Raw genomic sequence first — 25384 nt, 5'->3', positions numbered from 1 at the left:
CATCCTGCACCAGGGAGGACGGCCAGAGAGGACACCGTGCTCGATCCGCCGCTGGGCCTCTACGACCACGTCCAGGGTCCGGCCGACGCCCCGCTCACCCTGCTGAAGTACGGCGACTTCGAGTGCCCGTACTGCCGCGAGGCCGCACCCGTGATCGACAAGGCGATCGAGGAGCTGGGCCCGCGGCTGCGGTTCGCGTTCCGGCACTTCCCGCTCTACGAGCTGCACCCGCACTCGCTCGCCGCCGCGACGGCCGCCGAGATGGCCGCGCTCGACGGCCGGTTCTGGCCGATGCACGCCAGCCTCTACGCGCCCGGCCCGCCTCGGCTGACCCAGGACGACCTGCGCGAGCACGCCGTCAACGCCGGGGTGAACCCGGATCACGTGGTGTGGCCCAAGACCCGGATTGTGGAGGACCGTGTGGAGGCGGACTTCAACTCCGGCGTGCGCAGCGGGGTCCGCGGCACGCCGACGCTGTTCGTCAACGGCGAGGCCTACCAGGGCCCGGTGACCGTGGACCGGCTCGTGGACGCACTGCTGTCGCTGTAAGAGTTGTCGGTGCGGACCGTCAGAATGGGCGGGTGAGCGAGCGTGCGAGCGACCCGGCGGCCCGGGGCCGCTGGGTGCTGCATCTCGACATGGACGCGTTCTTCGCGTCCGTCGAGCAGCTGACCCGGCCCACCCTGGCCGACCGGCCGGTGCTCGTCGGGGGCACCGGCGGCCGCGGGGTGGTCGCGGGCGCGAGCTACCAGGCCCGGGTCTTCGGCGCCCGGTCCGCGATGCCGATGGGCCAGGCCCGGCGGCGCTGCCCGCACGCCACCGTCCTGCCGCCGCGGTTCCCGCTGTACAAGGTGATCTCCGACGAGGTCATGGCGGTGCTGCGGGAGGCCGCGCCGGTCCTGGAACCGATCTCCGTCGACGAGGCGTTCCTGGAGCCACCGGCGCTGGCCGGGGCGGCGGCCACCGAGGTCGAGGAGTTCTGCGTGGCGCTGCGGGCCGGGGTCCTGGCCCGGACGGGGCTGCCGGCGTCGGTGGGGGCGGGTTCGGGCAAACAGGTGGCGAAGATCGCCTCGGAGCTCGCGAAGCCGGACGGGTTCCGGGTGGTCGATCCGTCGGTGGAGCGCGCGGTGCTCGATCCGCTGCCGGTGCGGTCCCTGTGGGGCGTCGGGCCGGTGGCGGAGGCGTCGTTGCGCAGGGTCGGGGTGGAGACGATCGGGGCCCTCGCGGCGATGGACGCCCGGGAGGTCACCGGGGTGCTCGGCACGGCGATGGGCACCGAGCTGCACCGGCTCGCCCGCGGCATCGACGAGCGGCCGGTCGCGCCCCGCGGGGCCGCGAAACAGATCTCGGCCGAGACGACGTTCGAGCACGACCTCACCGCGATGGCGGACGTGCTGCGCGAGGTCGGGCGGATGACGGAGGCGGCGCACCGGCGGCTGCTGGTCGACGGCCGGGCCGCGCGCACGGTCACCGTCAAGGCCCGCAACGCGGACTTTGAGACCCACACCCGCTCGGAGACCACCGCCTTCGCCTCCACCGAGCTCGGGGTGCTCACCACGGTGGCACAGCGGCTCGCCCGCACCGCGGTCCCCGAGGGCGGGGTGCGGCTGGTGGGGGTGTCGCTGTCGGGGCTGACGGACGCGTCGCCGCCCGCGTTGTTCGAGGCGGTGCCGTCGGAGACGGGGTGGGTGGCGGTGACCGCGCCGGATCCGGCCGACGCGGCGCCGGATCCGGTCGACCCCAGCGGGCCGGGCGACCGGGCCGGGGTGGACCGGTCGTCGGAGCGGGCCGGTAGGGCGTCGTTGAACTCTGCCGGCAGTTCGACGAGCGCGGTCGGCTGCTCGGCGGACCCGGCCGGCAGCTCGACGGACGTGGCCGGCGGCTCGGCGGAGCCGGCCGGTCGCTCGGCCGACCCGACCAGCAGTTCAGCGGACCCGGCCGGTCGCTCGACCGAGCCGGTGAGCCCGGCCGAGCCGGTGCTGACCGTCGACACGGGGGCCGTCGGGCCTGTCGTGCATCCCGATCCGGGGACGGAGTTCGGTCCCCGGCCAGGGGGTCGGCACGCCCCCCGCGATCCCTCGGCCCCGTGGCGCGCGGGCGACGACGTGCGGCACCCGGAGCACGGGCACGGCTGGGTGCAGGGCGCGGGGAGCGGGCGGGTCACGGTCCGCTTCGAGACCCGCGCGAGTGGCCCCGGCCGGGCCCGGTCGTTCGCCGCGGACGACCCGGCCCTGGAGTTCGCCGATCCGGTGGCGAGCTGGCGACTGCCGGTCCCCTCCACGAGCCCCTGATGCCGCCCGCCGCGGGTTCTCCCGTTCCGCCCCGCGGGCACCGGTCGCCCGGTTAGCCTCTGCGCATGGCCCCGAAGACCGTCGAGCAGCGGCTCGCGCAGCACGACAACGACATCGCCGCGCTCTACGAGCTCGTCACCGAGGTCCGGGACGAGGCCCGGGAGCGCTTCGACGCGGTGGACCGCCGATTCGACGGCGTCGATCAACGCTTCGACGGCGTCGATCAACGCTTCGACGGCGTCGACCAGCGCTTCGACGGCGTCGACCAGCGCTTCGACGGGATCGACCGTCGTCTGGACGGCGTGGACAACCGTCTCGAGGGCATCGACACCCAGCTCACCGGGATCACGTCCACCCTCGCGGAGATCCTGGACCGCCTCCCCCGCTGAGCCCCGGGCCCCGCCCGGTCCGGCAGCCGCCAGGGAGCGTCTGACGGACCCCGTCGGCCCGCGACGCCCCAGGCGGGCACCCCGCGGCGGTGGCGACAGGCCCGAATACGCCCGGTATGAGGGCCCGTCGCCGCCTTGCGGGGCACCCACCTGGAACGCCGCGGACTCGACGGCGCTCCGTCAGACACTCCCTAGGAGCGCGCTGAAAAGCTCGGGCCTGCTGCGCGCCGCCCAGCCGGCGACCTCGCGGCGTTGCCTTGCGATGCCACCACCTGGACGTCGCTCGCTACGGCCGGAGCTTTTCAGCACCCTCCTAGGCGTCCTTGTCCGCCACCCCGGCCGCGTCGAACGTCGCGACGTCCGCCAGCGCCCGGGCCGCGCCCTGCACCACCGGCAGCGCGAGCAGCGCCCCGGTGCCCTCCCCCAGCCTCATGCCGAGGTCGAGCAGCGGATCGAGCCCGAGGTGCGCCATGGCGATCCGGTGTCCCGGTTCCGCGGAGCGGTGCCCCGGCACGCAGCAGGAGATCGCGTCCGGCGCGAGGACCGAGGCGACCAGCGCCGCGGCCCCGGCGTTGACGCCGTCGAGCAGCACGGGCACCCGCAGCGCCGCCCCGCCGAGCACGAACCCGGCGAGCCCGGCGTGCTCCAGCCCCCCGAATGCGGCGAGGAGCCCCAGCCCGTCGGCGGGATCGACGGCGTGCAGCGCGAGAGCCCGCCGCACGACCTCGGTCTTGTGCACGAGGGTGGCGTCGTCGATCCCGGTTCCCCGGCCCGTCGCCTCCTCGGGCGTGGCCCCGGTGACCGCGCAGATCAGCAGCGCGGCCGCGGTGGTGTTGGCGATGCCCATGTCCCCGGTGATCAGGCACCGGTTGCCGGCCGCGACGAGGTCGCGGGCCACCTCGATGCCCACCTCGACGGCCCGCCGGGCCTGCTCCCGGGTCAGTGCCGGGCCGGCCGACAGGTCCGCGGTTCCCGATGCCACCCGCCGCGGCAGCAGCCCCGGCACGGGATCGAGCGGCGCGGCCACCCCGACGTCGACCACCTGGACCTCGGCGCCGAGCTGCCGCGCGAACGCGTTGACCACGGCCCCACCGGCCAGGAAGTTCCCGACCATCTGCGCCGTGACCTCCTGGGGCCACGGCGTCACCCCCTGCGCGTGGACGCCGTGGTCCCCGGCAAACACGGCGACCGCCGCGGGCTCGGGCACCGGCGGCGGGCATTCGCCGGCGATCCCGGCCAGTCGCACCGCGAGGTCCTCGACCCGGCCGAGCGAGCCGCGCGGCTTCGTCATCCGGTCCAACCGGTCCCGCGCGTCGGCCATGGCCTCCGCCGCGGCCGGCCGGATCGCCGCCACCGTCTCGTCGATCAGATCCATCGCGACCTCCCCGGGCAACGCCCGCGATCCGTACCGTTCGGAGTGCACCGCCCAGCCCAGCGGCCGCCGCTGCGCCCAGCCGGCGCTGGCCAGCTCGGGCTCCGCGGCGAACTCCCGCACATGCCCCACGCACAGGTAGGCCACGACCTCGACGTGCTCCGGGAGACCCAGCAGCGCGCCGAGCGCGGCCAGCCCGTCGTCGTCGAAGAAACTCACCCAGCCGACGCCCAGGCCCTCGGCCCGGGCCGCCAGCCACAGGTTCTGCACGGCCCCGGCCACGGAGTGCGCGGCCATCTCGGGCCGGCCGAAGCGGCCGAGCGTGTGCCGGCCGCCGCGGGTCGGGTCGACCGTCACGACGACGTTGACGGGCGTGTCCAGCACCGCCTCGACCTTCAGCGCCTCGAACGCCGACGCCCGCGCCCGGGGCAGCGACGCCGCGTACGCCGCGCGCTGCCGGGCAACCAGGTCGGCGACCTGCCGCCGCGTCCGCGGCGACCGGACGATCACGAAGTCCCACGGCTGCGAGAACCCGACGCTCGGCGCCGCGTGGGCCGCCTCGAGCACCCGGAGCAGGGCCGCGTCGTCGACCGGCACCTCCGGCCGGAACCCGGACCGGACATCCCGCCGCGAGTGCAGGACCTCGTAGAAGTTCACGGGGCAGGGCTCACCGAGGCAGGACGGCTCACCGGTACGGCGCGGTTCACCAGGGCAGCGCGGTTCACCAGGGCAGCGCGGTTCACCAGGGCAGCGCGGTTCACCAGGGCAGCGCGGTTCACCAGGGCAGCGCGGTTCACCAGGGCAGCGCGGTTCACCAGGGCAGGGGGCTCAGCCGCGGCGGCACCACCGACACCCCGGGCACGGTGACCGCCGAGATCCCCGCGACCGCCAGCCCGTCGACCACCGCGCGGCAGGCCGGATCGGCCGCCGGGTCACCGTCGACGGTGAGCACGATCGTGGCCGGGGAGTCCAGCGCCACCAGGTCCGTGATCGCCCGCACCGCGCCGACGAGGTCGACCCGCTCCACCCGCCACGCCTCGGCGTAGAACAGGACGACCGACTCCGCGGCCGCGACGGTGAAGACGTGGTCGGCGCCCGCGAGCAGGTCCGGTCCGACCGGGTCCGCCTCACCGCCGCCGGTTCCGAGCAGGAGCACCCGGGGTGCTCCGGACGTGCCGGTCATCGTTGGCCTCCTCGAGGGTCCGCGCCCTCATCGTGGAATCACCTGCGACGGCCGCGAGTGTCCTGGCTCCCGGGTCGGCGCACGTCCCCGGCCTTCCCACCCCGCGAGGGGCGGTGGCCGAGCCTGGGGACGTGCTCCCCGGTCACAGTGGCGGGACCGCTCCGGATTCGCACCGGATTCCTGCACTGCCGTCGATCCCAGACGACATCACGCGTGCGCCCGGAAAGCAAGGCACGACCTCACCGTTGCCGGGGACGTCACGGGACATCGCCTCGACGGGGAGGCCGGCGGCCGCCGCGAGCAGCGCCCGGATCGTCTCCCCGTGGGTGACGACGACGGCCGCACCCGTCAGCCCCGCGAGGAAGCCCGTTGCGCGGGCGTGCAGCTCCCGCGCCGTCTCGCCGCCGGGCGGGGCCCAGTCGGGATCGTCAGGCCAGGGCGGGCAGTCCGCCAGCGGCCGCCCCTCCCACTCCCCGTGCGACTGTTCCCGCAGCTCAGAGCACTGATCAACGGGCAAGCCCAGCGCCGAGCGCAGGACGAGAGCCGTGTCGAGGGCCCGCCGCTGCGGGCTCGTCAGGATCCGGCCGCCGGCGCCCTCGAGCGAGCGGGCGGCGGAGAGAGCCTGCGAGCGACCGCGCGCCGTGAGCCCCACGTGCGCGGTCCGCCCCTGCAGCAACCCCGCGGCGTTCCACGTGCTCTCGCCGTGCCGGACCAGGAAGATCATCCAGCGGTCAGGCCCGCGACCGGCCCGATCACGATGATCGCCGGCGGGCTGATCTCCTGCTCCTTGACCTGCGACGCGACCGTCCCGAGGGTGGCGCGCAGCGTGCGCTGGATGCGGGTGGTGCCGTCCTGGATCACGGCGGCGGGGGTGTCGGCGGGGCGTCCGTGCTCGATCAGCGCGGCGGCGAACTGCGTGATCCGCTCGACCGCCATCATCAGCACGATCGTGCCCTTCATGCGGCCCAGTGCCTCCCAGTCGGTGAGGCTGCGCGGGTCCCCGGGCGCGACGTGCCCGCTCACCACGACGATCTCGTGCGCCACCCCGCGATGGCTCACCGGGATCCCGGCGACGGCCGGCGCGGCGAACGCGCTGGTGATGCCCGGGACCACGGTCACCGGCACCCCGGCCTCGGCGCAGGCCTGGATCTCCTCGAACCCCCTCCCGTAGACGAACGGGTCCCCGCCCTTGAGCCGGACGACGAACTTCCCGGCCCGCGCGTGCGCGACCAGCAGCTCGTTGATCCGCTGCTGGGCCATCGCGCGCCCGTAGGGGATCTTTGAGGCGTCGATCACCTCGACGTCCGGGCCCAGCTCCTCGATGAGGTCGCGCGGGCCGAGCCGGTCGGCCACCACGACGTCCGCCCGCGACAGCAGCCGCCGCCCGCGGACGGTGATCAGCTCCGGATCCCCCGGCCCGCCCCCGACCAGCGCGACGCCCGGCTGCACCGGCTCGGCCGAGTCGCTCACCAGCCCGGTCTGCAGGGCCTCGACGAGCGCGGTCCGTACCGCGGCGGACCGCCGGTGGGCGCCGGAGGCCAGCACCCCGACCGTCAGGCCGTCGTACTCGCCGGTCGCCGGGGTCACGGCGGTGCCGCGGCTGCCGTCGTCGGCGCGCACGCAGAACACCCGGGCGCGCTCGGCCTCGGCCCCGACGGCCTCGTTGACCTGCGGATCGTCCGTGCACGCGATCACGTACCAGGCGCCGTCGAGGTCGCCCTCGGCGTAGCGGCGGGCGGTCCAGGTGATCTCGCGGGCGGAGGCCATGCCCTCGACGGCCGGCGTCACCTCGGGCGCGACGACCTCGACCAGCGCGCCCGCCGCGATGAGCCGGGCGACGCGCCGCTGCGCGACCTGCCCGCCCCCCACGACGACGACCCGCCGCCCGGCGAGCTCGAGTCCCACGAGGTACTGGTCGTGTTCGGTCACGTGCGGATGCGCTCCTTCTGCCGGTGGCCACGCCGGGACGACCCACGGCCGGCAGGGGTCTGGCTCCCCGGCGGGCCGGGTCACGGTGTTCTCGGCGGGTCCGCCCGGACTCCCACCGGGTTCCCTGGCGCCGACCGCCCGGAAGCATAACCGTCCGACTTCCCGGCCCGGCACCACCCACACCGGTCGTCGGGCGAGTTCCCGCAGGTCAGGCCCTGGTCCGGGCGAGCGCAGCGGCGACCGTCACATCCCCCACGACCGTTTTCCCGACGACGAGTGCGGCGCCGGGATCGATCTCCCGCGCCACGAGCACCGCGGCGGCCTCGGCGACACTGGGCGTCCCCACGGCGGCGGCGACCCGCACGCTCCCGTCCATCCCCACCGCGGCGAGCTCGGCGGCCGACCGCACCACCAACGGCGCCGGCGCGATCGCCGCGAGGATCCCCGCCTCGGCGGCCTTCCGGTCGACGGTGGCGTACACCCGCTCCCCGACCGGCAGCCCCGCCAACGCCGCCCGCACCGCCGCCTCCGACACCCCCCGCCGGGCCCCGATTCCGATCACCCACACCCCACCCTCCGTGCGTGCGTCACGGTGTTCCAGCACCGCTCGTGGCTCACGACCCGGCATGAGCTGCGGCGTTGTCGACGAACCGCGCGACAGCGCCCGGGCTCCCCGCGGGGTGGGTGTGCAGGAACGAGCCGTGCACCCCGCCCGTCACGAAGCCCTCGGGCTCCCCGCCCCGCCAGCCCCAGGCCGCGGGCGTCCCGGCCCTCGGCGTGACCGCGCAGTGGTGGAACTCGTGACCGGGCACCCGCTCCCCGGCCGCGAATCCGGAGGAGTCCGCGAGGGCCACGGCGTCCCGGTACCCCAGGGTGAGCCGCCCGGTCATCGCTGCGGTCGCGTCGAGCGCCCCGACCAGCGGAGTCCCGTCGAGCTCCCGGCACAGGTAGAGCAGCCCGCCGCACTCGGCGCGGATCGGCGCCCCCGAGGCGGCGAGCTCACGGATCGCGGCGAGCAACCCGGCGTTCTGCCCCAGGGCCGCGACGTGCTCCTCGGGGAACCCGCCGGGCAGCACGAGCCCGGCCGTCCCCCAGGGCAGCGTCTCGTCCCGGAGCGGATCGACGGTCACGACCTCGGCCCCGGCGGCCGCGAGCAGCTCCGGATGTTCGGCGTAGCCGAAGGAGAACGCGGGCCCGCCGAGCATCCCGATCCGCAGCGGGCGGTCGGCGGCCCGCGTCGTGGCCGTCCCGACCCCCACCACGCCGGATCCCGGCTGACCCCGAGCCGGGTCCGCGGGGGCCTTGGCGCTCACGGATCCGGGCCTCGACGCGCCTGGGGCACGGCTCACGTCCGCAAGTCGGGACGTCGGCCCACCCGGGTCGCGGGCAAGCGCGGCTGCCGGGTCCCAGACCTCTCCCGCCGGGAGTGGCTCCGCGATCCGGACGACGGCGTCGAGATCGAGGTGCGCGCCGACCAGCTCGGCCATCGCATCAACCGCCGCCAGCGCCGCGTCCCCGTGCTCGGCCGCCGTCACCAGACCCAGATGCCGCGACGGCACCGCCAGCTCGACCCGCCGCGGGAGCGCGCCGAGGACCGGCAGGCCCACCTCGTCGCACGCCGCCCGCAGCACCTCCTCGTGTCGCGGCGACCCGACCCGGTTCAGCACCACCCCGGCCAGCCTCGTCTCCGGATCGAACGACCGGAAGCCGTGCAGCAGCGCGGCGAGCGAGCGCGACTGCCCCTTGCAGTCCACGACCAGCACCACCGGCGCCCCGACCAGGCCCGCGACCTGCGCCGTCGATCCGGCGCCGTCGGACACCCTGCCGTCGAACAGCCCCATGACGCCCTCGATCACCGCGATCTCGCACCCCGCGGAGCCGTGCCGCACCAGCGGCCCCAGCAGCGCGGGCCCGACGAGGACGGGATCGAGGTTGCGGCCGGGCCGCCCGGTCGCCAGGGCGTGGTAGCCGGGGTCGATGTAGTCCGGGCCGATCTTGAACGGCGCGACGGACGTCCCCCGGCGGGTCAGCGCGGCCATCAGACCGGTGGCGACGGTCGTCTTCCCCGAGCCCGAGGCCGGCGCCGCGATGACGAGCGCGCGGGTCACGCCGCCGACCCGACCGCCGGACCCGATCCCGCCCGGCCGGCGGCGACCGCGCGGCCCACCGCTCTCACCACTCGATCCCCCGCTGCCCCTTCTGCCCGGCGTCCATCGGGTGCTTGATCTTCGTGGTCTCCATGACGAGGTCCGCGGCCTCGATCAGCTCCGGCGGTGCATCGCGGCCGGTGATGATCACGTGCTGCCGCCCCTCGCGCGCGGTCAGCACGGACACCACCTCGGCGACGTCGATCCAGCCCCACTTGAGCGGGTAGGTGAACTCGTCGAGCACGTAGACCTCATGGGCCTGGTTCTCGATCCGGCGGCGGATCTCCGCCCAGCCCTCGACGGCGTCGGCGGCGTGGTCGGACTCGGTGCCCGCGCGGCGGCTCCAGCTCCAGCCCGAGCCCATCTTGTGCCACTCGACGGCCCCGCCCTGCCCCGTCTCGTCGTGCACCTTGCCGAGCGCGCGGAACGCCTCCTCCTCGCCGACCTTCCACTTCGCGGACTTCACGAACTGGAACACCCCGATCGACCAGCCCTGGTTCCAGCCGCGCAGCGCCATCCCGAAGGCAGCCGTCGACTTCCCCTTCATCGCGCCGGTGTGCACCACGAGCAGCGGCCGGTTGCGGCGCTGCCGGGTCGTCATCCCGTCCTGCGGCACCGTGGTCACCTGACCCTGCGGCATGGACGTCCTCCCAGTTCGGTACGGGCCGTGAGTGCCTTCGCCCCCAGGGGGCTAGGCACTCACAGCGGTGGTGAGCGCGGACACCGTCAGGTCGTCGACGGCGAGGTGGGCGGCACCCGCGGCGGCGGCGAGATCGCGGGCCAGGCCGAGGCGCACGAAACCCGACTCGCAGTCCACGACCACGGTGTGGGTCCCGTCGGCGGCCAGCAGCGCGGCGGCGCGGCGGGCGTCCGCGACGGGATCCCCGCCGGCCCGGGCGGGCACGGTCGCGCGGCCGTCCGTCAGCAGGACGACGAGCGGCCGCCGGCGCGGGTCCCGCACCCTCTCGGCGGTGAGGACCTTCCGGGCGAGCAGCAGCCCGTCGGCGAGCGGGGTCCGCCCACCGGTGCGCATCGACCTCATCCGGACCTGCGCGGTCGGGACGCTGGTCGTCGGCGGCAGCACGAGCTCGGCGCCGGCCGAGCGGAACGTCACCAGGCCGACCTTGTCGCGGCGCTGGTAGGCGTCGCGGAGCAGGGCGAGGATCGCGCCCGAGACCGCCTCCATGCGTCTGCGCGCGGCCATCGAGCCCGAGGCGTCGACGACGAAGAGCACGAGATTGCCCTCGCGGCCCTCGCGCACCGAGCCCCGCAGGTCCTCGCGGGCCACCCGCAGGCGCCCGGTGCGGCCACGGTCGCGCTGGTGCGGGGCGGCGGCGGCGATCGTGGCGAGCAGGTGCAGGTCCGCGGCCCGGCGGGGCGCGGCGTCGGTGGGCCGCACGACGCGGCCGGTGTCGACGCGCGCCCGCGACCGCCGCCCCGGCGCCCCTTCGCCGACCCCGGGCACGGTGAACCGCCGCGCGGCCACCCTGCTGAGACGGCCGGGGGTGCCGACCTGCACGGCCGCCCCGGCCCCGACGACATCGGGACGATCGTGGCTGGTCAGGGGCTGTTCGGGCGCGGATCCGTCCGTGGTCCGGGGGTCGGGGGCGCGGTCCTCGGCATCCGTCGGGCCGGTGTCCGGGTCGGCGGAGTCGCGCGGCGCGTCGGCCCGACCGTCCGCGCCCCCGGAGCCGGCGCCACCGTCCGATCCGCCCTCGGTGCCATCCTCCGCGCCGTCCCCGGCGCCGTCCTGCGCACCGTCCCCGGGATCCGGGTCGCCGTCGGAGGCGTCGGAGTCATCAGAGTTGTCGGAGGCATCGGACCCGTCCGGGTCGTCGTCCGGATCCGGTCCCAGGTACTCCTCGGCGTCGCGCAGGGCCTGGTCGAGGTCCTTCTCGTCCAGCCCCGGCTCGTCGAACGGGTCCCGGCGCCGCCGGTGCGGCAGCGCGAGCAGCGCCGCGATCCGCACGTCCTCCTCCTCGACCGCGGCGACCGCGCGCCAGGCCGCGTGCGCCACCGCGGTCCGCGAGATCACCAGGTCCGCCCGCATGCCGTCGACGTCGAACCGCGCGCACACGAACGCGATCCGCGACAGCTCGCGATCGCTCAGCACCACCGAGCCCAGCCGCGAGCGCGCCGCCACGACCTGCGCGGCGACCTCCCGCTCCGCGGGCTCCCAGGAGCGCGCGAACCCGGCCGGATCCGCCTCGTACGCCATCCGCCGCCGCACGACCTCCACGCGGGTCCCGACCTCGCGGGCCGCGCGCACCGCGACGGTCAGCCCGAACCGGTCGAGCAGCTGCGGCCGCAGCTCACCCTCCTCGGGGTTCATCGTCCCGACCAGCAGGAACCGTGACGCGTGCGAGACCGACACCCCGTCCCGCTCGACGTGCACGCGACCCATGGCGGCGGCGTCGAGCAGGAGATCGACGAGATGGTCGTGCAGCAGGTTGACCTCGTCGACGTAGAGCACGCCGCGATGGGCCTCGGCGAGCAGCCCGGGCTGGTAGGCGCGGGTGCCGTCGGCCAGCGCCCGCTCGAGGTCGAGCGATCCGGCGAGCCGGTCCTCGGTCGCCCCGACAGGCAGCTCGACGAGCCGCGCGGGACGGTCCACCGGGCCCCCGCCCTCGGATCCACCGCCGACCTCCGCGGCCGCCCCGTCCGCACGGTCCGCACCGGTCTCCCACGCACGGGCCGCTGCGCCACGCACCCGTGGACCACAGTCCGGGCACCCCGGGTCCGGCGCCGCGGGATCACACGAGAACCGGCACCCGCCCACCACGGACACCGCCGGCAGCAGCGCCGCGAGCGCCCGCACCGCCGTCGACTTCGCGGTGCCCTTCTCCCCCCGCACCAGCACGCCGCCGATTCCGTCGTGCACGGCGTTGAGCAGCAGCGCCAGGCGCAGGTCGTCGTGCCCGACGACGGCGGAGAACGGAAACCCCGGAACCGACCCGTCGCTCCCCCGCTCGCCCGGAACCGACCCGTCGCTCCCCCGCTCGCCCGGAACCGACCCGTCGCCCGCCCGCTCGCCCGGAACCGACCCGTCGCCCGCCCGCTCGCCCGGAACCGACCCGTCGCCCGCCCGCTCGCCCGGAACCGACCCGTCGCCCGCCCGCTCGCCCGGAACCGACCCGTCGCTCCCCCGCTCGCTCCCTGCCGCTCCGTCGCCCGCCCGCTCGCTCACCGGCGCGACTCTGCCAGACCGGAGGCCAGCACCGGCAGATCCGGGGACGCGCCGTGACTGATCACATGTTCAAGTGCGGTCATGTCGAGGTGTCCGTCGACCAGGTCCGCTAGCACGTCGAGCTGCGCGGTCCGCTCCGCCGCGAACGACGTGTCCGCCGCGACCCGGAACCCGTCCCGCCCCGACTCGACGGCCCACCGCGCGAGCAGCGCCCGGCGGAAGGCGTCGTTCTCCAGCAGCCCGTGCCAGTGCGTCCCGAGCACGGTCCCGCGCTCGGACCCCTCCCCGTCCAGGAACTCGGGATCGCCCGACCGCACGACCCGCCCGTGATGGATCTCGTAGCCCGTCACCGCCTCGCCGAGAGCGAAACCCGACGGCGTCCCCAGGTGCTTCTCCGCGTCGAAGGAGATCTCCAGGTCCAGCAGCCCCAGGCCCTCGACGGAACCGTCGAACTCCACCCCGGAGTCGGTGATCCGCCGCCCGAGCATCTGGTACCCGCCGCAGATCCCGAGCACCGGCTTCCCCGCGGCGGCGTGCGCAGCCACCCCGTCCGCCAGCCCCGACGACCGCAGCCACGCCAGATCCGAGACCGTCGCCTTGGACCCCGGCAGCACGACCACATCGGCGTCGAGCAGCCGCGACGGTTCCGTCACGTACCGCACCGCGACACCCGGCTCGCACGCCAGCGCCTCGGCGTCGGTGGCGTTGGAGATCCGCGGCAGCCGCACCACCGCGACGCGGAGCCACTGCGACCCGACCGGCGGCGCCGGCCGCCCGAGCACGCCGTCCGCGACCGCGGAGAGCGAGTCCTCGGCGTCGAGCCACAACCGGTCCGACCAGGGCACCACCCCGAACGTCGGCCGCCCCGTCAACGACTGCAGCTGCGAGAGACCCGGAGCGAGCAGCGCCGGGTCCCCGCGGAACTTGTTGATCACGAACCCCGCGATCCGCGCCTGGTCCGCCGGCGCCAGCACCCCGACCGTCCCGAAGAGGTGCGCCAGCACCCCGCCCCGGTCGATGTCCCCCACCACGATCACCGGCAGGTCCGCGGCCTCCGCGAGGCCCATGTTGGCCAGGTCCGTGGCCCGCAGGTTGATCTCCGCGGGCGAGCCGGCCCCCTCGCAGATCACGACGTCGTACCGTGACCGCAGGTCCGCCAGCGACTCCGCCACCACCTCGCGAAGGGCCGCGGTCCTGGTCCGGTACGACATCGCCGAGACGTGCCCGGCGGCCCGCCCCCGCACCACCACCTGCGAGGTCCGGTCGCTGCCCGGCTTGAGCAGCACCGGATTGAACGCGACGGACGGGGCCAGGCCGCAGGCGTGTGCCTGCATGGCCTGGGCCCGCCCGATCTCCCCGCCGTCGACGGTCACGACGGAGTTGTTGCTCATGTTCTGCGCCTTGAAGGGCGCCACGGACACCCCGCGCCGGTGCAGCGCCCGGCACAGCCCCGCGACGAGCGCGCTCTTGCCGGCGTCCGACGTGGTCCCGGCAACGAGCAGTGCACCCTTCACGGGGCCACTATCCGTCAGAACAGGGCGCACAGACGGGCCGGGGTGCTCTTCACACCGATGTTCCCCGTCCAGGTGTTGGCCGTGCCCGCGGTACCCGCACCGGTGGACCGGTCCGTGCAGTCGCTGACCGTGCTCTGCAGCACCTTGTTCCCCGTGACCGTGACGCCCGCGTTCGCCGCGGCGTCGACCGTCGGCGGACCGTCGAGCAGGATCCCGACCTGCGCGCTGCGCAGGACGTTGTTGCCGCTGATCCGCCCGGACGTCTGCCCGGTCAGCCGGACGCCGTTCTGCCGGTCGACGACGTTGTTGCCCGTCACCGTGAGCCCGATGTTGGCCGGCCCGAAGGCGTTCGACACCCGCACGCCGGTGGACTGGCCGCCGACGATGCTGTTGTCGCTCACGGCCACCCCGTTCGTGCCGCCGCCGACCAGGATCGCGCTGCCGGCCGGGACCGTGCTGGTGGCCGTGTGGATCACCTGGTTGTGCGAGACGACGGCGCCGGTCGCGTTGACGACCACGGCGAACGTCGAGTCGTCGATGCTCTGGTTGTTGACGATCTTGAGCCCGGTCGACGGGTGCGCCGCGTCCCCGGCGGTGTTGACCGCGGTGGCCGCGTCGCCCGAGTGCCCGGTGAAGTAGTTGTCGGAGATCGTGAGGTTGTTCGCGGGCCCGCAGCAGAGGAACACCCCGGCCTGCCCGCCGACCCCGTTGTTCTCGGCGAACCTGTTGCGGCTCACCAGGCTCGGCGCGCTCCCGTTGGAGTTCATGTTGACGCCGAAGCTGAACCGGCTGATCACGTTGTCGCTGATGGTGATCCCGGCGCCGTTGGACACGGCCAGGATCCCGGCCTGCGTGGTCGTCGCCTGAACCGCGTTGGCGATCGTGAACCCGTCGATCCGCACACCCGACACCCCGGTGCCGACGGTGATCGCCGCGGTGCCCGCCCCGGTGATCACGGACTCGCCCGCGGTCGTGGTGCGCCCGCGACCGTCCACACCGGCCTTCGCGCCCAGCAGCGTCAGCGGCTTCGTGATCGTCACGCCGCCCGCGAACGTCCCGGCGCACACCTGCACCGTCCCGCCGCTCGGGGCGGCCGCGACCGCCGCGGCGAGCGTCGCCGCCGTCGATCCCGGACAGCCGAGCGTCACCGGCACAGTCACCGGCGCCGCGGGTTGCGCACTCGCCGTTGCCCCCGACGCCGCCGCGATCGCCACGACCACACCGCCGACCACCGCCCCGGCACGCCATCGGCGCACCCGTCCCCCACTCGCACGCACGTGCGCCCCCATCCCGGCCCCTCCCGATCGTGCCCCCGCCGTGACCGACCGGTCACGCACTGGACGCGCGAAGAATGGCGCCGGGTGAGCGCCGCGACGCCGACCTCCACCACTCCGGGTGACCCGCACCATCCCGACGAGTGACGCCCACCACGCTGCGCTGTCCGTTCCGTCCCCGAACCCTCCGGCCCCCCTGCCGAGGTGACCCCGCCCGCGAGCGTCCCCCCGCACCAGCCGGCCCGGGTGCCGCGGGACCGGCGGGTCGGCGCGGCCCCCGGCCTCGTACGGTGGGGGCATGCGCTTCCTGCTGCGCCCCGGCTGGCTGGCCTTCATGGCGGTCGTCATCGCCTTCGTCGTGGCGTGCTACACCCTCCTCGCGCCCTGGCAGTTCGGCCGCGAGCACCAGCGGGACGCCCAGCAGCAGGCGATCGACCTCGCGAACTCGACCCCGCCCGTCCCCTTCCCCCAGCTGGTGACGGCCGGGGCGATCGATCCCGCGAGCGAGTGGCGGCAGGTCACCGTGACCGGCCGGTACCTGCCGGAGTCCGAGGCCCTGGTGCGGCTGCGGTTCATCGACGGCGCGCCGGCCTCGGAGGTCCTCACCCCCGTCCGGCTCGACGACGGCCGGATCGTCGCGGTCGACCGCGGCTCGGTCGCGATGGACGACGGCCAGGCCATCCCCACCTTCGCCGCCGCCCCGACCGGCCCGGTCACCCTCACGGGCAGGCTGCGCGTCAACGAGACCGACACCAGTGGCCGCCCCCCGCTGACCACGGACGGCCACCGCCAGATCTACGCCGCGGACTCCCGCGAGCTGGCGACCGCCGCCGGCCTCACCGGCGTCGTGCAGGGCTACGTGATGCTCGCCGCCGGCCAGCCCGGCGTCCTGACCCCGATCCCGGTCTCCCCGCCGACGAGCGCCGCCCCCTTCACCAACGGCTCCTACGCCCTGCAGTGGCTCACCTTCGGCGCGATCGCTCTCATCGCGCTGGGCTACTTCATCCGCCTCGAGATCCTGCAACGGCGCGGCCGCCGCGAACGCAAGGCGAGCCTCCGCGACGCCCTCGCCGGCCGCGACGTCGACCCCCCTGTGAGCGGCAATGCCCCCTAGAGGGACGAAAAGCACTCACAACCCCACCTGACCTGCGGCGATGCGACCGCAGGACGGCGGCGCCGCCGCGGGCCCGACGGACCGGACCCGCCGCCCTCGCGAGAACCCGGCGGCCACCCTGCTCCCCTCGCCCCGGCGCGAGACCCGGCGACCACCCCGTTCGCCTCACCGCCGCGAGAGCCCGGCCGCCATCCCCGCCGCCCCCAGCGCCGCGAGCAACCCCACCGCCCTCGACAGCCGCCCCGCCCGCCGCAGGTCAGCGGGCGCGGGCACTGACCCGGAGCCCAGCGAGGGCCGGTCCTCGATCCCGTACTCGTACTCCGTCGGCCCACCCAGCCGGATCCCCAGCGCCCCCGCCGCGGCCGCCTCGACCGGGCCCGCGTTCGGGCTCGGGTGCGAGGCCGCATCCCGTTTCCACGCGCGCACCGCGGCCCGGGGTGACCCGCCGACCAGCGGCGCGGCCACGGCCGTGAGCAGCGCCGCGAGCCGGGCGGGGACGAGGTTCACCAGGTCGTCGAGCCGCGCGGCGGCCCAGCCGAAGTTCTCGTACCTCGCCGACCGGTAGCCCACCATCGCATCCAGGGTGTTCACCGCGCGGTAGCCGAGCAGCCCGGGCACCCCCGCGACCGCACCCCAGAACAACGGGGCCACGACGGCGTCGGACGTGTTCTCCGCCACGGACTCCACCCCCGCGCGGGCCATCCCCGCCGCGTCGAGCCGCTCCGGATCGCGGGCGCAGAGGTGCGGGATCCGGGCCCGGGCGGCGGCGAGGTCGCCCGCCTCGAGGGACCGCCCCAGCGCCTCCCCCTCCCGGACGAGCGAGGTCCCGCCCAGGACCGCCCAGGTCGCGACCGCCGTGCCGAGCAGCTCGACGGCACCCCGCCCCCGGACCAGGACGGCCCCGCCCACGACCCCACCCACCAGCACCCCGACGTACCCCACCCCGGCCGCCCGCGAGTCCGCCCATACCCGCTTCTCCAGCGCCGCGGCCACCCGCCCGAACCCCGCGACGGGATGCCCCCGGCGCGGGTCGGCGAACACCAGGTCGGCGGCCGTGCCCAGCAGGAGTCCGAGGGCCCGCGACCGAGAAGACATGCCCCGGACGCTACCGACCGGCATGATCGGGGCATGCGCACGGACATCGACCCCACCGAGCTCGGCGCCGGGCCGTTCTACAAGATCCTCAACTCGGTGGTGGTGCCCCGCCCGATCGCGTGGGTCTCCACCCGCTCCGCCGCGGGCGTCGACAACCTCGCGCCGCACTCGTTCTTCACCGTCTCCTGCGTGGACCCGCCGATGATCCAGTTCACCTCGGTCGGGAAGAAGGACTCGCTGCGCAACGTGGTCGAGACCGGCGAGTTCGTGGTCAGCCTGGCGAACGAGGCCATGTTCGAGAAGATCAACGCCACCGGCACGAACTTCCCCGCGCACCTCTCGGAGTTCACCGAGGTCGGCCTGACCCGCGAGCCGAGCCGCACGGTCGCCCCGCCGCGCGTCGCCGAGTCCCCCGTCGCCCTGGAGTGCCGGCTGCACCAGGCCGTCGAGCTGGGCGACTCGACGATCGTCATCGGCCGGGTCCTGCACGCCGCGATCGACGAGGACGTCTTCGACACCGACGCCCGCGGCAACCACCTCCCCTCGTCGGAGAAGCTCCGTCCGCTGGCCCGGCTGGGCCGCAACGAGTGGGCCACGCTCGGCAAGATCCTCGACATCACCCGCATCCCGTACGACACCTGGCCGGGCCACTACCGCCGCGACGACTAGGGTTCCACGCCATGCGACCCGGACGATTCGGACTGCTGCTCGCGATCGGGGCGCTGGTCGCCGGCTGCGGCGTCGCGGGCGGCAGCACGCAGACCGACCGCCCGGCGCTCGACGCCACGATCACCGCGGTCCGCATCGACAACGACAGTGGCGCGCTCACCGTGCGCACGGGCGCCCCGGCCCTCGAGCGCACCCTCCGCTTCCGCGGCACCGCGCCCACCCAGCCGACGCATCGCATCGAGGGCGGCACGCTCGTCCTCGGCACCTGCGGCTACAACTGCTCCGTCGACTACACCGTGACGGTCCCGGCGGGCCTGCCCGTCAGCGGCCGGACGGCGTCGGGCGCCCTGTCGCTCACCGGCGTCGGCCGGGTGGACGTGGAGACGAGCTCGGGTGCCGTCGAGATCGACGGCGCCGACGCCGTTCGCGTCAACACCAGCAACGGGGCCATCACCGGGCGCGGCCTGCGTGGCACCGTCGACGCCACGACGTCGAACGGCCGGATCGAGCTCGCCCTCACCACCGCGCAGGACGTGCGCGCCCGCACCTCCAACGGCGCCATCACCCTCACCGTCCCGCGGGCCGCCTACCGGGTCGTCGTCAGCACCACGAACGGGAACCGCGACCTCCGGATCCCGGACGACCCCGCGGGCGCCCACACCCTCGACCTCACGACCACCAACGGCGCCGTCACGGTCGCGCCCGTCTAACGCGCAGGGCGGCGGCGCGGGTCGCGATCTGGTGCAGCGTGCAGGGCCAGACGACCCCGGAGCCGGCGTTGCGGCAGGCGGAGCAGCGGCCGAGGCGGTCCGGCACGTGCTGGTCGAGCAGCCGCCCCACCACCTCGGGCATCTGCGCGAGCACCCCGGCCATGGGCCCGTCCCCCGGCCGGTACGCCCTGTCGCCGTTCCCGTCCACCCTGCCGTCCACGCCGCCGTCCACGCTGCCCCCTCGTCCCCGGACCCCCGGGCTCCACCGCTCGACCGTGAGCGGGCGCCCGGTGCTGTCCCTCACCGAAGGCCTCGCCTTTCCCGCGCCGGTCGATGGCGTCACGACCGTTGCAGGGCAATGACTACCCGACGACCGGCCGCTCGTTCCACCCGGAACCCCCTACGGGAGGGTGAACTCCCCCGACGGCGTGGATTCCGGGTCCGCGTGGATCTCGCCCTCGCGCCCGCGCAGCTCCACCCGGCGGATCTTGCCGGAGATCGTCTTGGGCAGCTCGTGGAACTCCAGGCGGCGGATCCTCTTGTAGGGGGCCAGGTTCTCGCGCGCGAACCGCAGGATGTCCTGCGCCGTCTCCTCGGTCGGCTCGTAGCCGGCCGCGAGCACCACGTACGCCTTGGGGACGGCGAGGCGCACCGGGTCCGGCGACGGCACGATCGCCGCCTCCGCCACGGCCGGGTGCTCGATGAGCACGCTCTCCAGCTCGAACGGGCTGATCCGGTAGTCCGACGCCTTGAAGACGTCGTCGGCGCGGCCCACGTAGGTGATGTAGCCGTCCGCGTCCCGGGCCCCGACGTCGCCGGTGTGGTAGTAGCCGCCGGCCATCGCCTCGGCGTTGCGCTCCTCGTCGCCGGCGTAGCCCACCATGAGCCCGATCGGCCGCCGCGACAGGTCGATGCAGATCTCGCCCTCGTCCGCCTTCTCGCCGGTGGCGGCGTCGATCAGCTCGATCGGGAAGCCCGGCATGGGGCGCCCCATGGAGCCCGGCTTGATCGGCGAGCCGGGCGGGTTCGCGATCTGGACCGACGACTCGGTCTGCCCGAACCCGTCCCGGATCTTGAGTCCCCAGGCCTTCTCGACCTGCTCGATCACCTCGGGGTTCAGGGGCTCACCGGCGCCGACGACCTTCTGCGGCGGCGTCCGCAGGACGGAGAGGTCCGCCTGGATCAGCATGCGCCACACCGTCGGCGGCGCGCAGAAGCTGGTGACGGCGCAGCGGTCGAGCACGCCGAGCAGCTCCTCGGCGGAGAACTTCGTGTAGTTCATGACGAGCACGGTCGCCTCGGCCAGCCACGGCGCGAAGACGTTGGACCACGCGTGCTTGGCCCAGCCGGGCGAGGAGATGTTGAGGTGGACGTCGCCGGGCTCGAGCCCGATCCAGTACATCGTCGAGAGGTGGCCCACCGGGTAGGACTGGTGGGTGTGCTCGACCAGCTTCGGCTTGGCCGTGGTGCCCGAGGTGAAGTAGAGCAGCAGCGTGTCCGTGGCCAGGGTGGGGCCGTCCGGCACGAACACCGTGCTGCGGTCGTAGGCCTCGGTGTAGTCCTCCCAGCCCTTCGACGCCCCGCGGACGGAGATCCGGGTGTAGTCGCCCTCGACGTCGGCGAACTTCGAGGCGTCGCCGTGCCCGACGATCACGTGCTTCGCCCGGCCGCGGTCCACCCGGTCCCGCAGGTCGTCGGCGGTGAGCAGCGTGGTCGCGGGGATGACGACGGCGCCCAGCTTCATCGCCGCGAGCAGGGTCTCCCACAGCTCCAGCTGGTTGGCGAGCATCAGGATGATCCGGTCGCCGCGCCCGACGCCCTTGTCCCGCAACCAGTTCGCCACCCGGTTCGAGCGTTCGGCCAGCTCCCGGTAGGTCCAGGAGGCGTCGCGGCCGTCCGCCTCGATGATCCACAGGGCCTTGCGCGCGCCCCGCTCCTCGTCGGCCGCGACGGCGTCGAAGTGGTCCAGCGCCCAGTTGAACTCGGTCAGCTCGGGCCAGCGGAAGCCACGCACGGCGGCGTCGTAGTCGGTGCGGTTCGCCAGGAGGAAGTCCCGGGCGCTGTAGAACGCTGCACCGCTCGCAGACACTCGGCTGCTGTCGGACATGTCGTGACCTCACGAAGATCGGCGGCTCTGCTGCGGCGAACCCTAATCGCCACGGCCGGGCGCGCCACCCCACGCATCGGACAGGTACCCCACCCGGACGTGCCCGCGCGTCGGACGGGCCCGGTGCCGCCGGCCGAACTAGCGTCCCCACCCGTGACGAGGACGGGCAGGCGGGCGGACGGGCACACGGGCGCGACCGGATCGTTCGAGCGCACGAGGGGGTCCGGGCCCGCGCGACCGGCGCGGGCCTCCTCACCGCCGCGCGGACCGGGTCGGCTCCCTCCGGCCGCCCTCCTGCCCGTCGCCCTGTTGCCGTTCGCGGTGGCCCTGGGCGCCTGCTCGACGGCCGCCCCGACGTCGGCCCACGCGTCGATCTCGGCGTCGGCCCCGGTACCGGCCGCACCGGCCCCGACGACCGTCCCCCAGGCCGCCCCCACCGGCACCCCGCTGCTCTGGCCGGTCACGGACGTCTCCGCCGCCCAGCAGCTGCAGACCTCCGTCGACGGCGGCGCCCAGCCCTGGACCCTGGATCCGGAGGAGGTCGCGCTGAACTACGCGGGCGCGACCTGGAGCTGGACGAACCCCACCGTCACGCAGACCGCGCCGGGCCGGCTCGACCTCACGAACCCCGGCGGCGGCACCGCGCACCTCACGCTCGTCCAGCCCGTCCGGGCCGGGACGACCGGCATCTGGGTCGTCTCGCAAGCACAGCGGACCTGACGCAGGCACCGCCGGTCGGAGCCTGCTGATCACCACAATGGGTGAAGGTTCGGCGAAACCGGTACGTTCCCGCGCCGGCCGTCGATTCCCAGGGCAAGGCAGCCGCACGGCGGCCCGGCGATCCAGATCGGGGGACCACACGATGAAGACCAGCGACTCGGTCCAGCAGGACATGTTCACGGTGCTGCACGGGCAGCCCGCGCCCGTCGTGACCCGCTGGACCTACAGCTCGGCGGACCCCTTCGCCGTCACCCTCGCGGTCCGGACCAGGCAGGACCGGTGGGTCGAGTGGCTCGTCGCCCGCGACCTGGTCCAGGAGGCGCTGTCCGGCCCCGCCGGCTTCGGCGACATCCGGATGAGCCCGCAGCTCGTGCAGGGCTACGACATCGTCGAGATCGAGATCCGGTCGACGGACGGCCGCGCGGTGCTCGAGGTGGACCGGGACCTGCTGCGGCACTTCGTCGAGTCCTCCGCGGAGCTCGTCGCCTTCGGTGACGAGTCCGACGCCATGGACCTCGACCGGGTGATCGAGCAGATCACGCAGGGTTGCGAGTAGACCGTCCGTCCTCGGTGCCGGTGCGGCTGATGTCGCGCTCGGCGTCGCGCCGGGCCCGGTTCGGCCACGGCTCCTCCTCCAGGGCGGCCGCCACCTCCGGATCCCCCACCGGCGAGTCGTCGGCCACGGGTTCGATCCCGAGGTCCGGCTCGTGCACCGCCGCCTCCTCCGCGGAGGCCGCGCCGCCGTCGATCCCGACGTCGCGGGCCGCCTCGCCGTCGGCCTCCAGCCGCCCCGCCCGCTCCACGTCGACGGGCGGTTCCTCCTCCGGCTGCTCACGGCGCAGCCGCTCCTCGTGCGACTCCCCCTCCCGCTGGCCCGCCGGCGTCACGGCCGGGTCCTCCACCCCGTACGGGCGGTCCGGCGGCACGTAGCCGGCGTCGAGCGGATCCGTGCCGGCGGGGCCGGTCAGCGTCTCCTCGTTGCCGAGCTGCAGGGCCTCGGCGAGGTCCGGGGAGGTCTCCGGGATGTCGTCGGGAAGGTCGCGGGGCACAGCGTCTCCGATCGTTCGCGGACACCTGCGGCCTACCCCGCGAACCGGACCCGCACACCCCGCGTGGTCCGATAACGCCATGACCTCGGAGGACCGGGCCGGTCCGAACGGCCCGGCCGGCGGAGCCGGCCCCGGCGGACCGGCCGGCGGAGCCCGCACCCGCGACTCGGCCGCCACCCGGCGCGCCCTGCTGGCCGCGGCCCGCGAGCTCTTCGCGGCGGAGGGCTACGACGGCACCACGGTCCGGGCGGTCGCCGAGCGCGCCGGCGTCAACCAGGCGCTCCTGTTCCGCCACTTCGGTTCCAAGGAGGGGCTGTTCGCCGAGGCCGTGACCGGCCAGGCCCTGCAGGTGCTCCACGACGGACCGGTGGCCGACCTCCTCCCGCGGACCCTGGCGAAGATCATGGGCCCCGAGGGCGACCCGGACCCCGGGACCCTGTTCTTCGCGGCCCTGCGGTCCACGGGCAGCCCCGAGGCCTCGGCCACGATCCGCGACGAGCTGCGCGCGGCCTACGGCGGCGCGCTCGCCGGGCTCGCCGACACCACCGACGAGGCGGACGCCGCCCTGCGCTCCGATCTCGTCCTCGCCTGGCTGCTGGGGATCGCGTTGCTGCGCAAGGTGATCCGCACCGAGCCGATGGTCTCGGCCGATCCGGGGACCGTGATCGCCCACGTCACGCGGGCCACGGACGCCCTGCTGGGCCGCGAGGCCCGCTAGGTGTCCCACTCATGGAGGTTGGTGACGCGGCGGGTGTGACACGCCGGGATCGATGATCTTGATATGACGAGGACCTCCGGGCGAGGTGTGGAGCTGTCTAGGAACCTCACCTGCAGCCCGGAGGCCTCGTGTCGCACCGTAATGCCCCGCTGACCGTCGAAGGCAAGCGCAGGCTGTGTCTGCGTGTTGACCGTGGCCGCCCGAAGGCCCATGTTGCGGCCGAGGCCGGGATCTCACGGCAGTGCCTTCACAAATGGCACACCCGCTGGAAGGCCAACGGCGAGGCCGGACTGCACGAGCGGTCCTCGCGTCCGCATCGCAGCCCGCGGCGCACACCGGCCGAGATCGAGGCACGCATCGAGCGGATCCGACGGGATCGCAAGATCGGCCCGGCCCTGATCGCGCATGAGCTGCGCCGCGAGGACGGCACCCACATCTCCGCGGCCGGGGTGCACAAGGTGCTGGTCCGGCTCGGGATCTCCCGGCTACGTGATCTCGACCCGCCTACCGGCGAACAGCTCCGCCAGGGCGATCCGGCCACCACGATGCACGGCCCGAACCGGTGGCGCCGCTACGAACGAGCCCGCCCCGGCGAGTTGGTCCACATCGACGTCAAGAAGCTCGGCCACATCCGTGACGGCGGCGGATGGAGGGCGCATGGCCGCGACTCCGCCCAGTCCAGGGCCGCCCGCTCCGGGCCGCGGGTGGGCTACGACTACGTCCACGTCGCGGTCGATGACCACTCCCGGCTGGCTTACGTCGAGGTCATCAACAAGACCGATGGCGGGGAGGACCAGCACGCCTGCACCGGGTTCCTGCGCCGCGCGCATTCCTGGTTCGCCGGCCACGGGGTCCGCATGGAACGGATCATGACCGACAACGCCTGGTCCTACCGGCGGAGCCGGATGTTCGCCGCGACCTGCACCGAGCTCCGCATCGCGCAGCGGTTTACCAAGCCCCGCTGCCCCTGGACGAACGGGAAAGCGGAACGGTTCAACCGCACGCTGGCCCAGGAGTGGGCCTACGCCACCGTGTTCGACTCCTCAGCCGAGCGTGTCGCCTCGCTCCCGACCTGGCTGCACGGCTACAACTTCCACCGGCCCCACACCGCGCTCGGCGGACACCCACCCGCCCACCGCGTCAACAACCTCTGCCAGCGGGACAGCTAGGCGCTGTGTCGGGCCGGCTCCGAGGGGCTCTCGCCGAAGCGGTGCCGCAGCAGCACCCGGCTGCCCCGGTCGTCGAAGTGCACGAGCACGGTCTCGACCATGTGCTGCATCAGCAGCATCCCGCGCCCGCCGCGCCCGTCGGCCGTCACGACCCCGCCGGTGGGCCGCCAGCTGCCGTGGTCGGTGATCTCGATGCAGAGCGCCTGCCCCTCGGTCCACAGCGTGACCTGGACGTCGCCGGGGTGGTCGTCGGGATAGGCGTGCCGCACGGCGTTGGCGACGGCCTCGTCGACCGCGAGCACCACGTCGTCCGTCTGGTCGGTGTCGAGGCCGAGCGGTGCGAGCCAGCCGAGCAGCTCGTGGCGGATCACGGAGAGCTGGCTGGCGTCGGCGGGCCAGCTGCGGTGGACGTACTCCACCGACTCGGCGAGACCGGTCAGGGCCGCCGCGTCCTCCTCGGGCGGGGCGGCCGCGGTCACGGCGGCCAGGATCTCGGCCGGCGTGGCGAGCGGGACGGCGGTGTCGTCAGGGACGGCGGCGTCGGGGGCGTCGGAGGGGACGGCGGAGTCGGCGGTGTCGGAGGTCTCGGGGCGGGCGGAGTGGTTCTCGGGATGCGTGGGGCTCATCTCGACTCATCTCGGTGCGGGAGCTGCCGGACACCCTTGAGATGCCCCCGGGCACCACCAGCACAAACACCGCCCGCCGTGCCCACGACACCGTTCACCGCCCGCACCGGACCGAGATGAA

At 74.7% G+C, this 25384-nt stretch carries 24 protein-coding genes, 1 pseudogene and 1 riboswitch; of the genes and pseudogenes, 10 read left to right on the top strand and 15 right to left on the bottom strand.

Going from position 1 to position 25384, the window contains the following annotated elements; genetic code table 11:
• Nucleotides 1–36 precede the first annotated feature (36 nt).
• The 3 genes from ABD324_RS07205 to ABD324_RS07195 all read left to right on the top strand — a co-directional run bounded on the left by ABD324_RS07205 (nucleotide 37) and on the right by ABD324_RS07195 (nucleotide 2680).
• Nucleotides 37–549, top strand: a complete 513-nt coding sequence (locus ABD324_RS07205) for a DsbA family protein (RefSeq protein ID WP_344413749.1) — start codon at nucleotides 37–39, stop codon at nucleotides 547–549.
• A gap of 32 nt (nucleotides 550–581) precedes the next feature.
• Nucleotides 582–2291 (top strand): DNA polymerase IV, encoded by a 1710-nt coding sequence (locus tag ABD324_RS07200; protein ID WP_344413747.1) that lies wholly within the window; start codon nucleotides 582–584, stop codon nucleotides 2289–2291.
• Nucleotides 2292–2356: 65 nt separating this feature from the next.
• A complete protein-coding gene (locus tag ABD324_RS07195; RefSeq protein WP_344413745.1) occupies nucleotides 2357–2680 on the top strand; it encodes a hypothetical protein in 324 nt (107 codons plus the stop codon).
• A 313-nt stretch (nucleotides 2681–2993) separates the two neighbouring features.
• Here the strand turns inward: ABD324_RS07195 and cobT are convergent, their stop codons facing one another.
• From cobT to ABD324_RS07145, 10 genes and pseudogenes are all read right to left on the bottom strand, one after another.
• The gene (gene cobT, locus ABD324_RS07190; RefSeq protein ID WP_344413743.1) at nucleotides 2994–4709 is read right to left on the bottom strand and encodes a nicotinate-nucleotide--dimethylbenzimidazole phosphoribosyltransferase; all 1716 of its coding nucleotides are present in this window, start codon (nucleotides 4707–4709) and stop codon (nucleotides 2994–2996) included.
• 154 nt (nucleotides 4710–4863) lie between these two features.
• Nucleotides 4864–5235, bottom strand: a complete 372-nt coding sequence (locus ABD324_RS07185) for a hypothetical protein (protein WP_344413741.1) — start codon at nucleotides 5233–5235, stop codon at nucleotides 4864–4866.
• Between the two features lie 35 nt (nucleotides 5236–5270).
• Nucleotides 5271–5465: riboswitch (cobalamin riboswitch) on the bottom strand.
• Between the two features lie 26 nt (nucleotides 5466–5491).
• Nucleotides 5492–5959 (bottom strand): annotated as a pseudogene (locus ABD324_RS07180) (histidine phosphatase family protein); the annotation flags it as partial.
• Nucleotides 5956–7164 carry a uroporphyrinogen-III C-methyltransferase gene (cobA, locus tag ABD324_RS07175; RefSeq protein WP_344413737.1) on the bottom strand — a complete coding sequence of 403 codons (1209 nt, stop codon included), beginning with the start codon at nucleotides 7162–7164 and terminating at the stop codon, nucleotides 5956–5958. The pseudogene ABD324_RS07180 and the gene cobA, both read right to left, overlap by 4 nt.
• 208 nt (nucleotides 7165–7372) lie before the next feature.
• Nucleotides 7373–7726 (bottom strand): cobalamin biosynthesis protein, encoded by a 354-nt coding sequence (locus tag ABD324_RS07170; protein ID WP_344413735.1) that lies wholly within the window; start codon nucleotides 7724–7726, stop codon nucleotides 7373–7375.
• A 52-nt stretch (nucleotides 7727–7778) separates the two neighbouring features.
• A complete protein-coding gene (locus tag ABD324_RS07165) occupies nucleotides 7779–9272 on the bottom strand; it encodes a cobyrinic acid a,c-diamide synthase CobB (protein ID WP_344413733.1) in 1494 nt (497 codons plus the stop codon).
• A 64-nt stretch (nucleotides 9273–9336) separates the two neighbouring features.
• Nucleotides 9337–9951, bottom strand: coding sequence for a cob(I)yrinic acid a,c-diamide adenosyltransferase (cobO, locus tag ABD324_RS07160; RefSeq protein ID WP_344413731.1), 615 nt, complete (start codon nucleotides 9949–9951; stop codon nucleotides 9337–9339).
• 51 nt (nucleotides 9952–10002) lie between these two features.
• A complete protein-coding gene (locus ABD324_RS07155) occupies nucleotides 10003–12219 on the bottom strand; it encodes a VWA domain-containing protein (RefSeq protein WP_344414241.1) in 2217 nt (738 codons plus the stop codon).
• Nucleotides 12220–12494: 275 nt separating this feature from the next.
• Nucleotides 12495–14012: a cobyric acid synthase gene (locus ABD324_RS07150; protein WP_344413729.1), complete on the bottom strand. Its 1518-nt coding sequence runs from the start codon at nucleotides 14010–14012 to the stop codon at nucleotides 12495–12497.
• Nucleotides 14013–14026: 14 nt separating this feature from the next.
• A complete protein-coding gene (locus ABD324_RS07145) occupies nucleotides 14027–15160 on the bottom strand; it encodes a right-handed parallel beta-helix repeat-containing protein (RefSeq protein ID WP_344413727.1) in 1134 nt (377 codons plus the stop codon).
• A 424-nt stretch (nucleotides 15161–15584) separates the two neighbouring features.
• Here ABD324_RS07145 and ABD324_RS07140 point away from each other — a divergent pair, with 424 nt between their 5' ends.
• Nucleotides 15585–16400 carry an SURF1 family cytochrome oxidase biogenesis protein gene (locus ABD324_RS07140; protein ID WP_344413725.1) on the top strand — a complete coding sequence of 272 codons (816 nt, stop codon included), beginning with the start codon at nucleotides 15585–15587 and terminating at the stop codon, nucleotides 16398–16400.
• Between the two features lie 165 nt (nucleotides 16401–16565).
• Here ABD324_RS07140 and ABD324_RS07135 read toward each other — a convergent pair whose 3' ends face one another.
• Nucleotides 16566–17495, bottom strand: a complete 930-nt coding sequence (locus tag ABD324_RS07135; protein ID WP_344413723.1) for a cobalamin biosynthesis protein — start codon at nucleotides 17493–17495, stop codon at nucleotides 16566–16568.
• 33 nt (nucleotides 17496–17528) lie between these two features.
• Between ABD324_RS07135 and ABD324_RS07130 the strand changes: the two genes are divergently transcribed.
• Both ABD324_RS07130 and ABD324_RS07125 read left to right on the top strand, forming a co-directional pair.
• A complete protein-coding gene (locus tag ABD324_RS07130; RefSeq protein WP_344413721.1) occupies nucleotides 17529–18164 on the top strand; it encodes a flavin reductase family protein in 636 nt (211 codons plus the stop codon).
• Nucleotides 18165–18175: 11 nt separating this feature from the next.
• Nucleotides 18176–18874: a DUF4097 family beta strand repeat-containing protein gene (locus ABD324_RS07125; RefSeq protein ID WP_344413719.1), complete on the top strand. Its 699-nt coding sequence runs from the start codon at nucleotides 18176–18178 to the stop codon at nucleotides 18872–18874.
• On the opposite strand, the gene ABD324_RS07120 is transcribed toward ABD324_RS07125, so the two are convergent.
• Together ABD324_RS07120 and ABD324_RS07115 are read right to left on the bottom strand one after the other, a co-directional pair.
• A complete protein-coding gene (locus ABD324_RS07120) occupies nucleotides 18855–19094 on the bottom strand; it encodes a hypothetical protein (RefSeq protein WP_344413717.1) in 240 nt (79 codons plus the stop codon). The two genes, ABD324_RS07125 and ABD324_RS07120, sit on opposite strands and share 20 nt — an antisense overlap.
• 180 nt (nucleotides 19095–19274) lie before the next feature.
• The gene (locus ABD324_RS07115) at nucleotides 19275–20981 is read right to left on the bottom strand and encodes an AMP-binding protein (RefSeq protein WP_344413715.1); all 1707 of its coding nucleotides are present in this window, start codon (nucleotides 20979–20981) and stop codon (nucleotides 19275–19277) included.
• 153 nt (nucleotides 20982–21134) lie between these two features.
• On the opposite strand from ABD324_RS07115, the gene ABD324_RS07110 reads away from it, so the two are divergent.
• Together ABD324_RS07110 and ABD324_RS07105 are read left to right on the top strand one after the other, a co-directional pair.
• Nucleotides 21135–21701: a hypothetical protein gene (locus ABD324_RS07110; RefSeq protein ID WP_344413713.1), complete on the top strand. Its 567-nt coding sequence runs from the start codon at nucleotides 21135–21137 to the stop codon at nucleotides 21699–21701.
• Between the two features lie 142 nt (nucleotides 21702–21843).
• Entirely contained in the window at nucleotides 21844–22257 is a 414-nt protein-coding gene (locus tag ABD324_RS07105; protein ID WP_344413711.1) for an SsgA family sporulation/cell division regulator, read from the top strand.
• On the opposite strand, the gene ABD324_RS07100 is transcribed toward ABD324_RS07105, so the two are convergent.
• Entirely contained in the window at nucleotides 22238–22750 is a 513-nt protein-coding gene (locus ABD324_RS07100) for a DUF5709 domain-containing protein (protein ID WP_344413709.1), read from the bottom strand. The genes ABD324_RS07105 and ABD324_RS07100 overlap by 20 nt on opposite strands.
• 79 nt (nucleotides 22751–22829) lie before the next feature.
• Between ABD324_RS07100 and ABD324_RS07095 the strand changes: the two genes are divergently transcribed.
• Complete coding sequence (locus ABD324_RS07095) at nucleotides 22830–23468, top strand: TetR/AcrR family transcriptional regulator (protein WP_344413707.1); 639 nt, start codon at nucleotides 22830–22832, stop codon at nucleotides 23466–23468.
• A 128-nt stretch (nucleotides 23469–23596) separates the two neighbouring features.
• On the top strand, nucleotides 23597–24637 hold the full coding sequence (locus ABD324_RS07090) for an IS481 family transposase (RefSeq protein ID WP_344413705.1): 1041 nt from the start codon (nucleotides 23597–23599) through the stop codon (nucleotides 24635–24637).
• Here ABD324_RS07090 and ABD324_RS07085 read toward each other — a convergent pair.
• Nucleotides 24634–25263 carry an ATP-binding protein gene (locus tag ABD324_RS07085; protein ID WP_344413703.1) on the bottom strand — a complete coding sequence of 210 codons (630 nt, stop codon included), beginning with the start codon at nucleotides 25261–25263 and terminating at the stop codon, nucleotides 24634–24636. The two genes, ABD324_RS07090 and ABD324_RS07085, sit on opposite strands and share 4 nt — an antisense overlap.
• Between the last annotated feature and the right edge of the window lie 121 nt (nucleotides 25264–25384).

Source organism: Pseudonocardia ailaonensis, from assembly GCF_039531635.1.
Taxonomy (GTDB): domain Bacteria; phylum Actinomycetota; class Actinomycetes; order Mycobacteriales; family Pseudonocardiaceae; genus Pseudonocardia; species Pseudonocardia ailaonensis.
This window is presented reverse-complemented; position numbering and strand designations above follow the sequence as displayed.

What these genes read in the sequence shown, in the direction of transcription:
- ABD324_RS07195 (WP_344413745.1), top strand. Translation starts at nt 2,357, where the DNA reads ATGGCCCCGAAGACCGTCGAGCAGCGGCTCGCGCAGCACGACAACGAC.
- ABD324_RS07185 (WP_344413741.1), bottom strand. Translation starts at nt 5,235, where the DNA reads ATGACCGGCACGTCCGGAGCACCCCGGGTGCTCCTGCTCGGAACCGGC.
- cobO (WP_344413731.1), bottom strand. Translation starts at nt 9,951, where the DNA reads ATGCCGCAGGGTCAGGTGACCACGGTGCCGCAGGACGGGATGACGACC.
- ABD324_RS07140 (WP_344413725.1), top strand. Translation starts at nt 15,585, where the DNA reads ATGCGCTTCCTGCTGCGCCCCGGCTGGCTGGCCTTCATGGCGGTCGTC.
- ABD324_RS07135 (WP_344413723.1), bottom strand. Translation starts at nt 17,495, where the DNA reads ATGTCTTCTCGGTCGCGGGCCCTCGGACTCCTGCTGGGCACGGCCGCC.
- ABD324_RS07130 (WP_344413721.1), top strand. Translation starts at nt 17,529, where the DNA reads ATGCGCACGGACATCGACCCCACCGAGCTCGGCGCCGGGCCGTTCTAC.
- ABD324_RS07125 (WP_344413719.1), top strand. Translation starts at nt 18,176, where the DNA reads ATGCGACCCGGACGATTCGGACTGCTGCTCGCGATCGGGGCGCTGGTC.
- ABD324_RS07115 (WP_344413715.1), bottom strand. Translation starts at nt 20,981, where the DNA reads ATGTCCGACAGCAGCCGAGTGTCTGCGAGCGGTGCAGCGTTCTACAGC.
- ABD324_RS07105 (WP_344413711.1), top strand. Translation starts at nt 21,844, where the DNA reads ATGAAGACCAGCGACTCGGTCCAGCAGGACATGTTCACGGTGCTGCAC.
- ABD324_RS07095 (WP_344413707.1), top strand. Translation starts at nt 22,830, where the DNA reads ATGACCTCGGAGGACCGGGCCGGTCCGAACGGCCCGGCCGGCGGAGCC.
- ABD324_RS07085 (WP_344413703.1), bottom strand. Translation starts at nt 25,263, where the DNA reads ATGAGCCCCACGCATCCCGAGAACCACTCCGCCCGCCCCGAGACCTCC.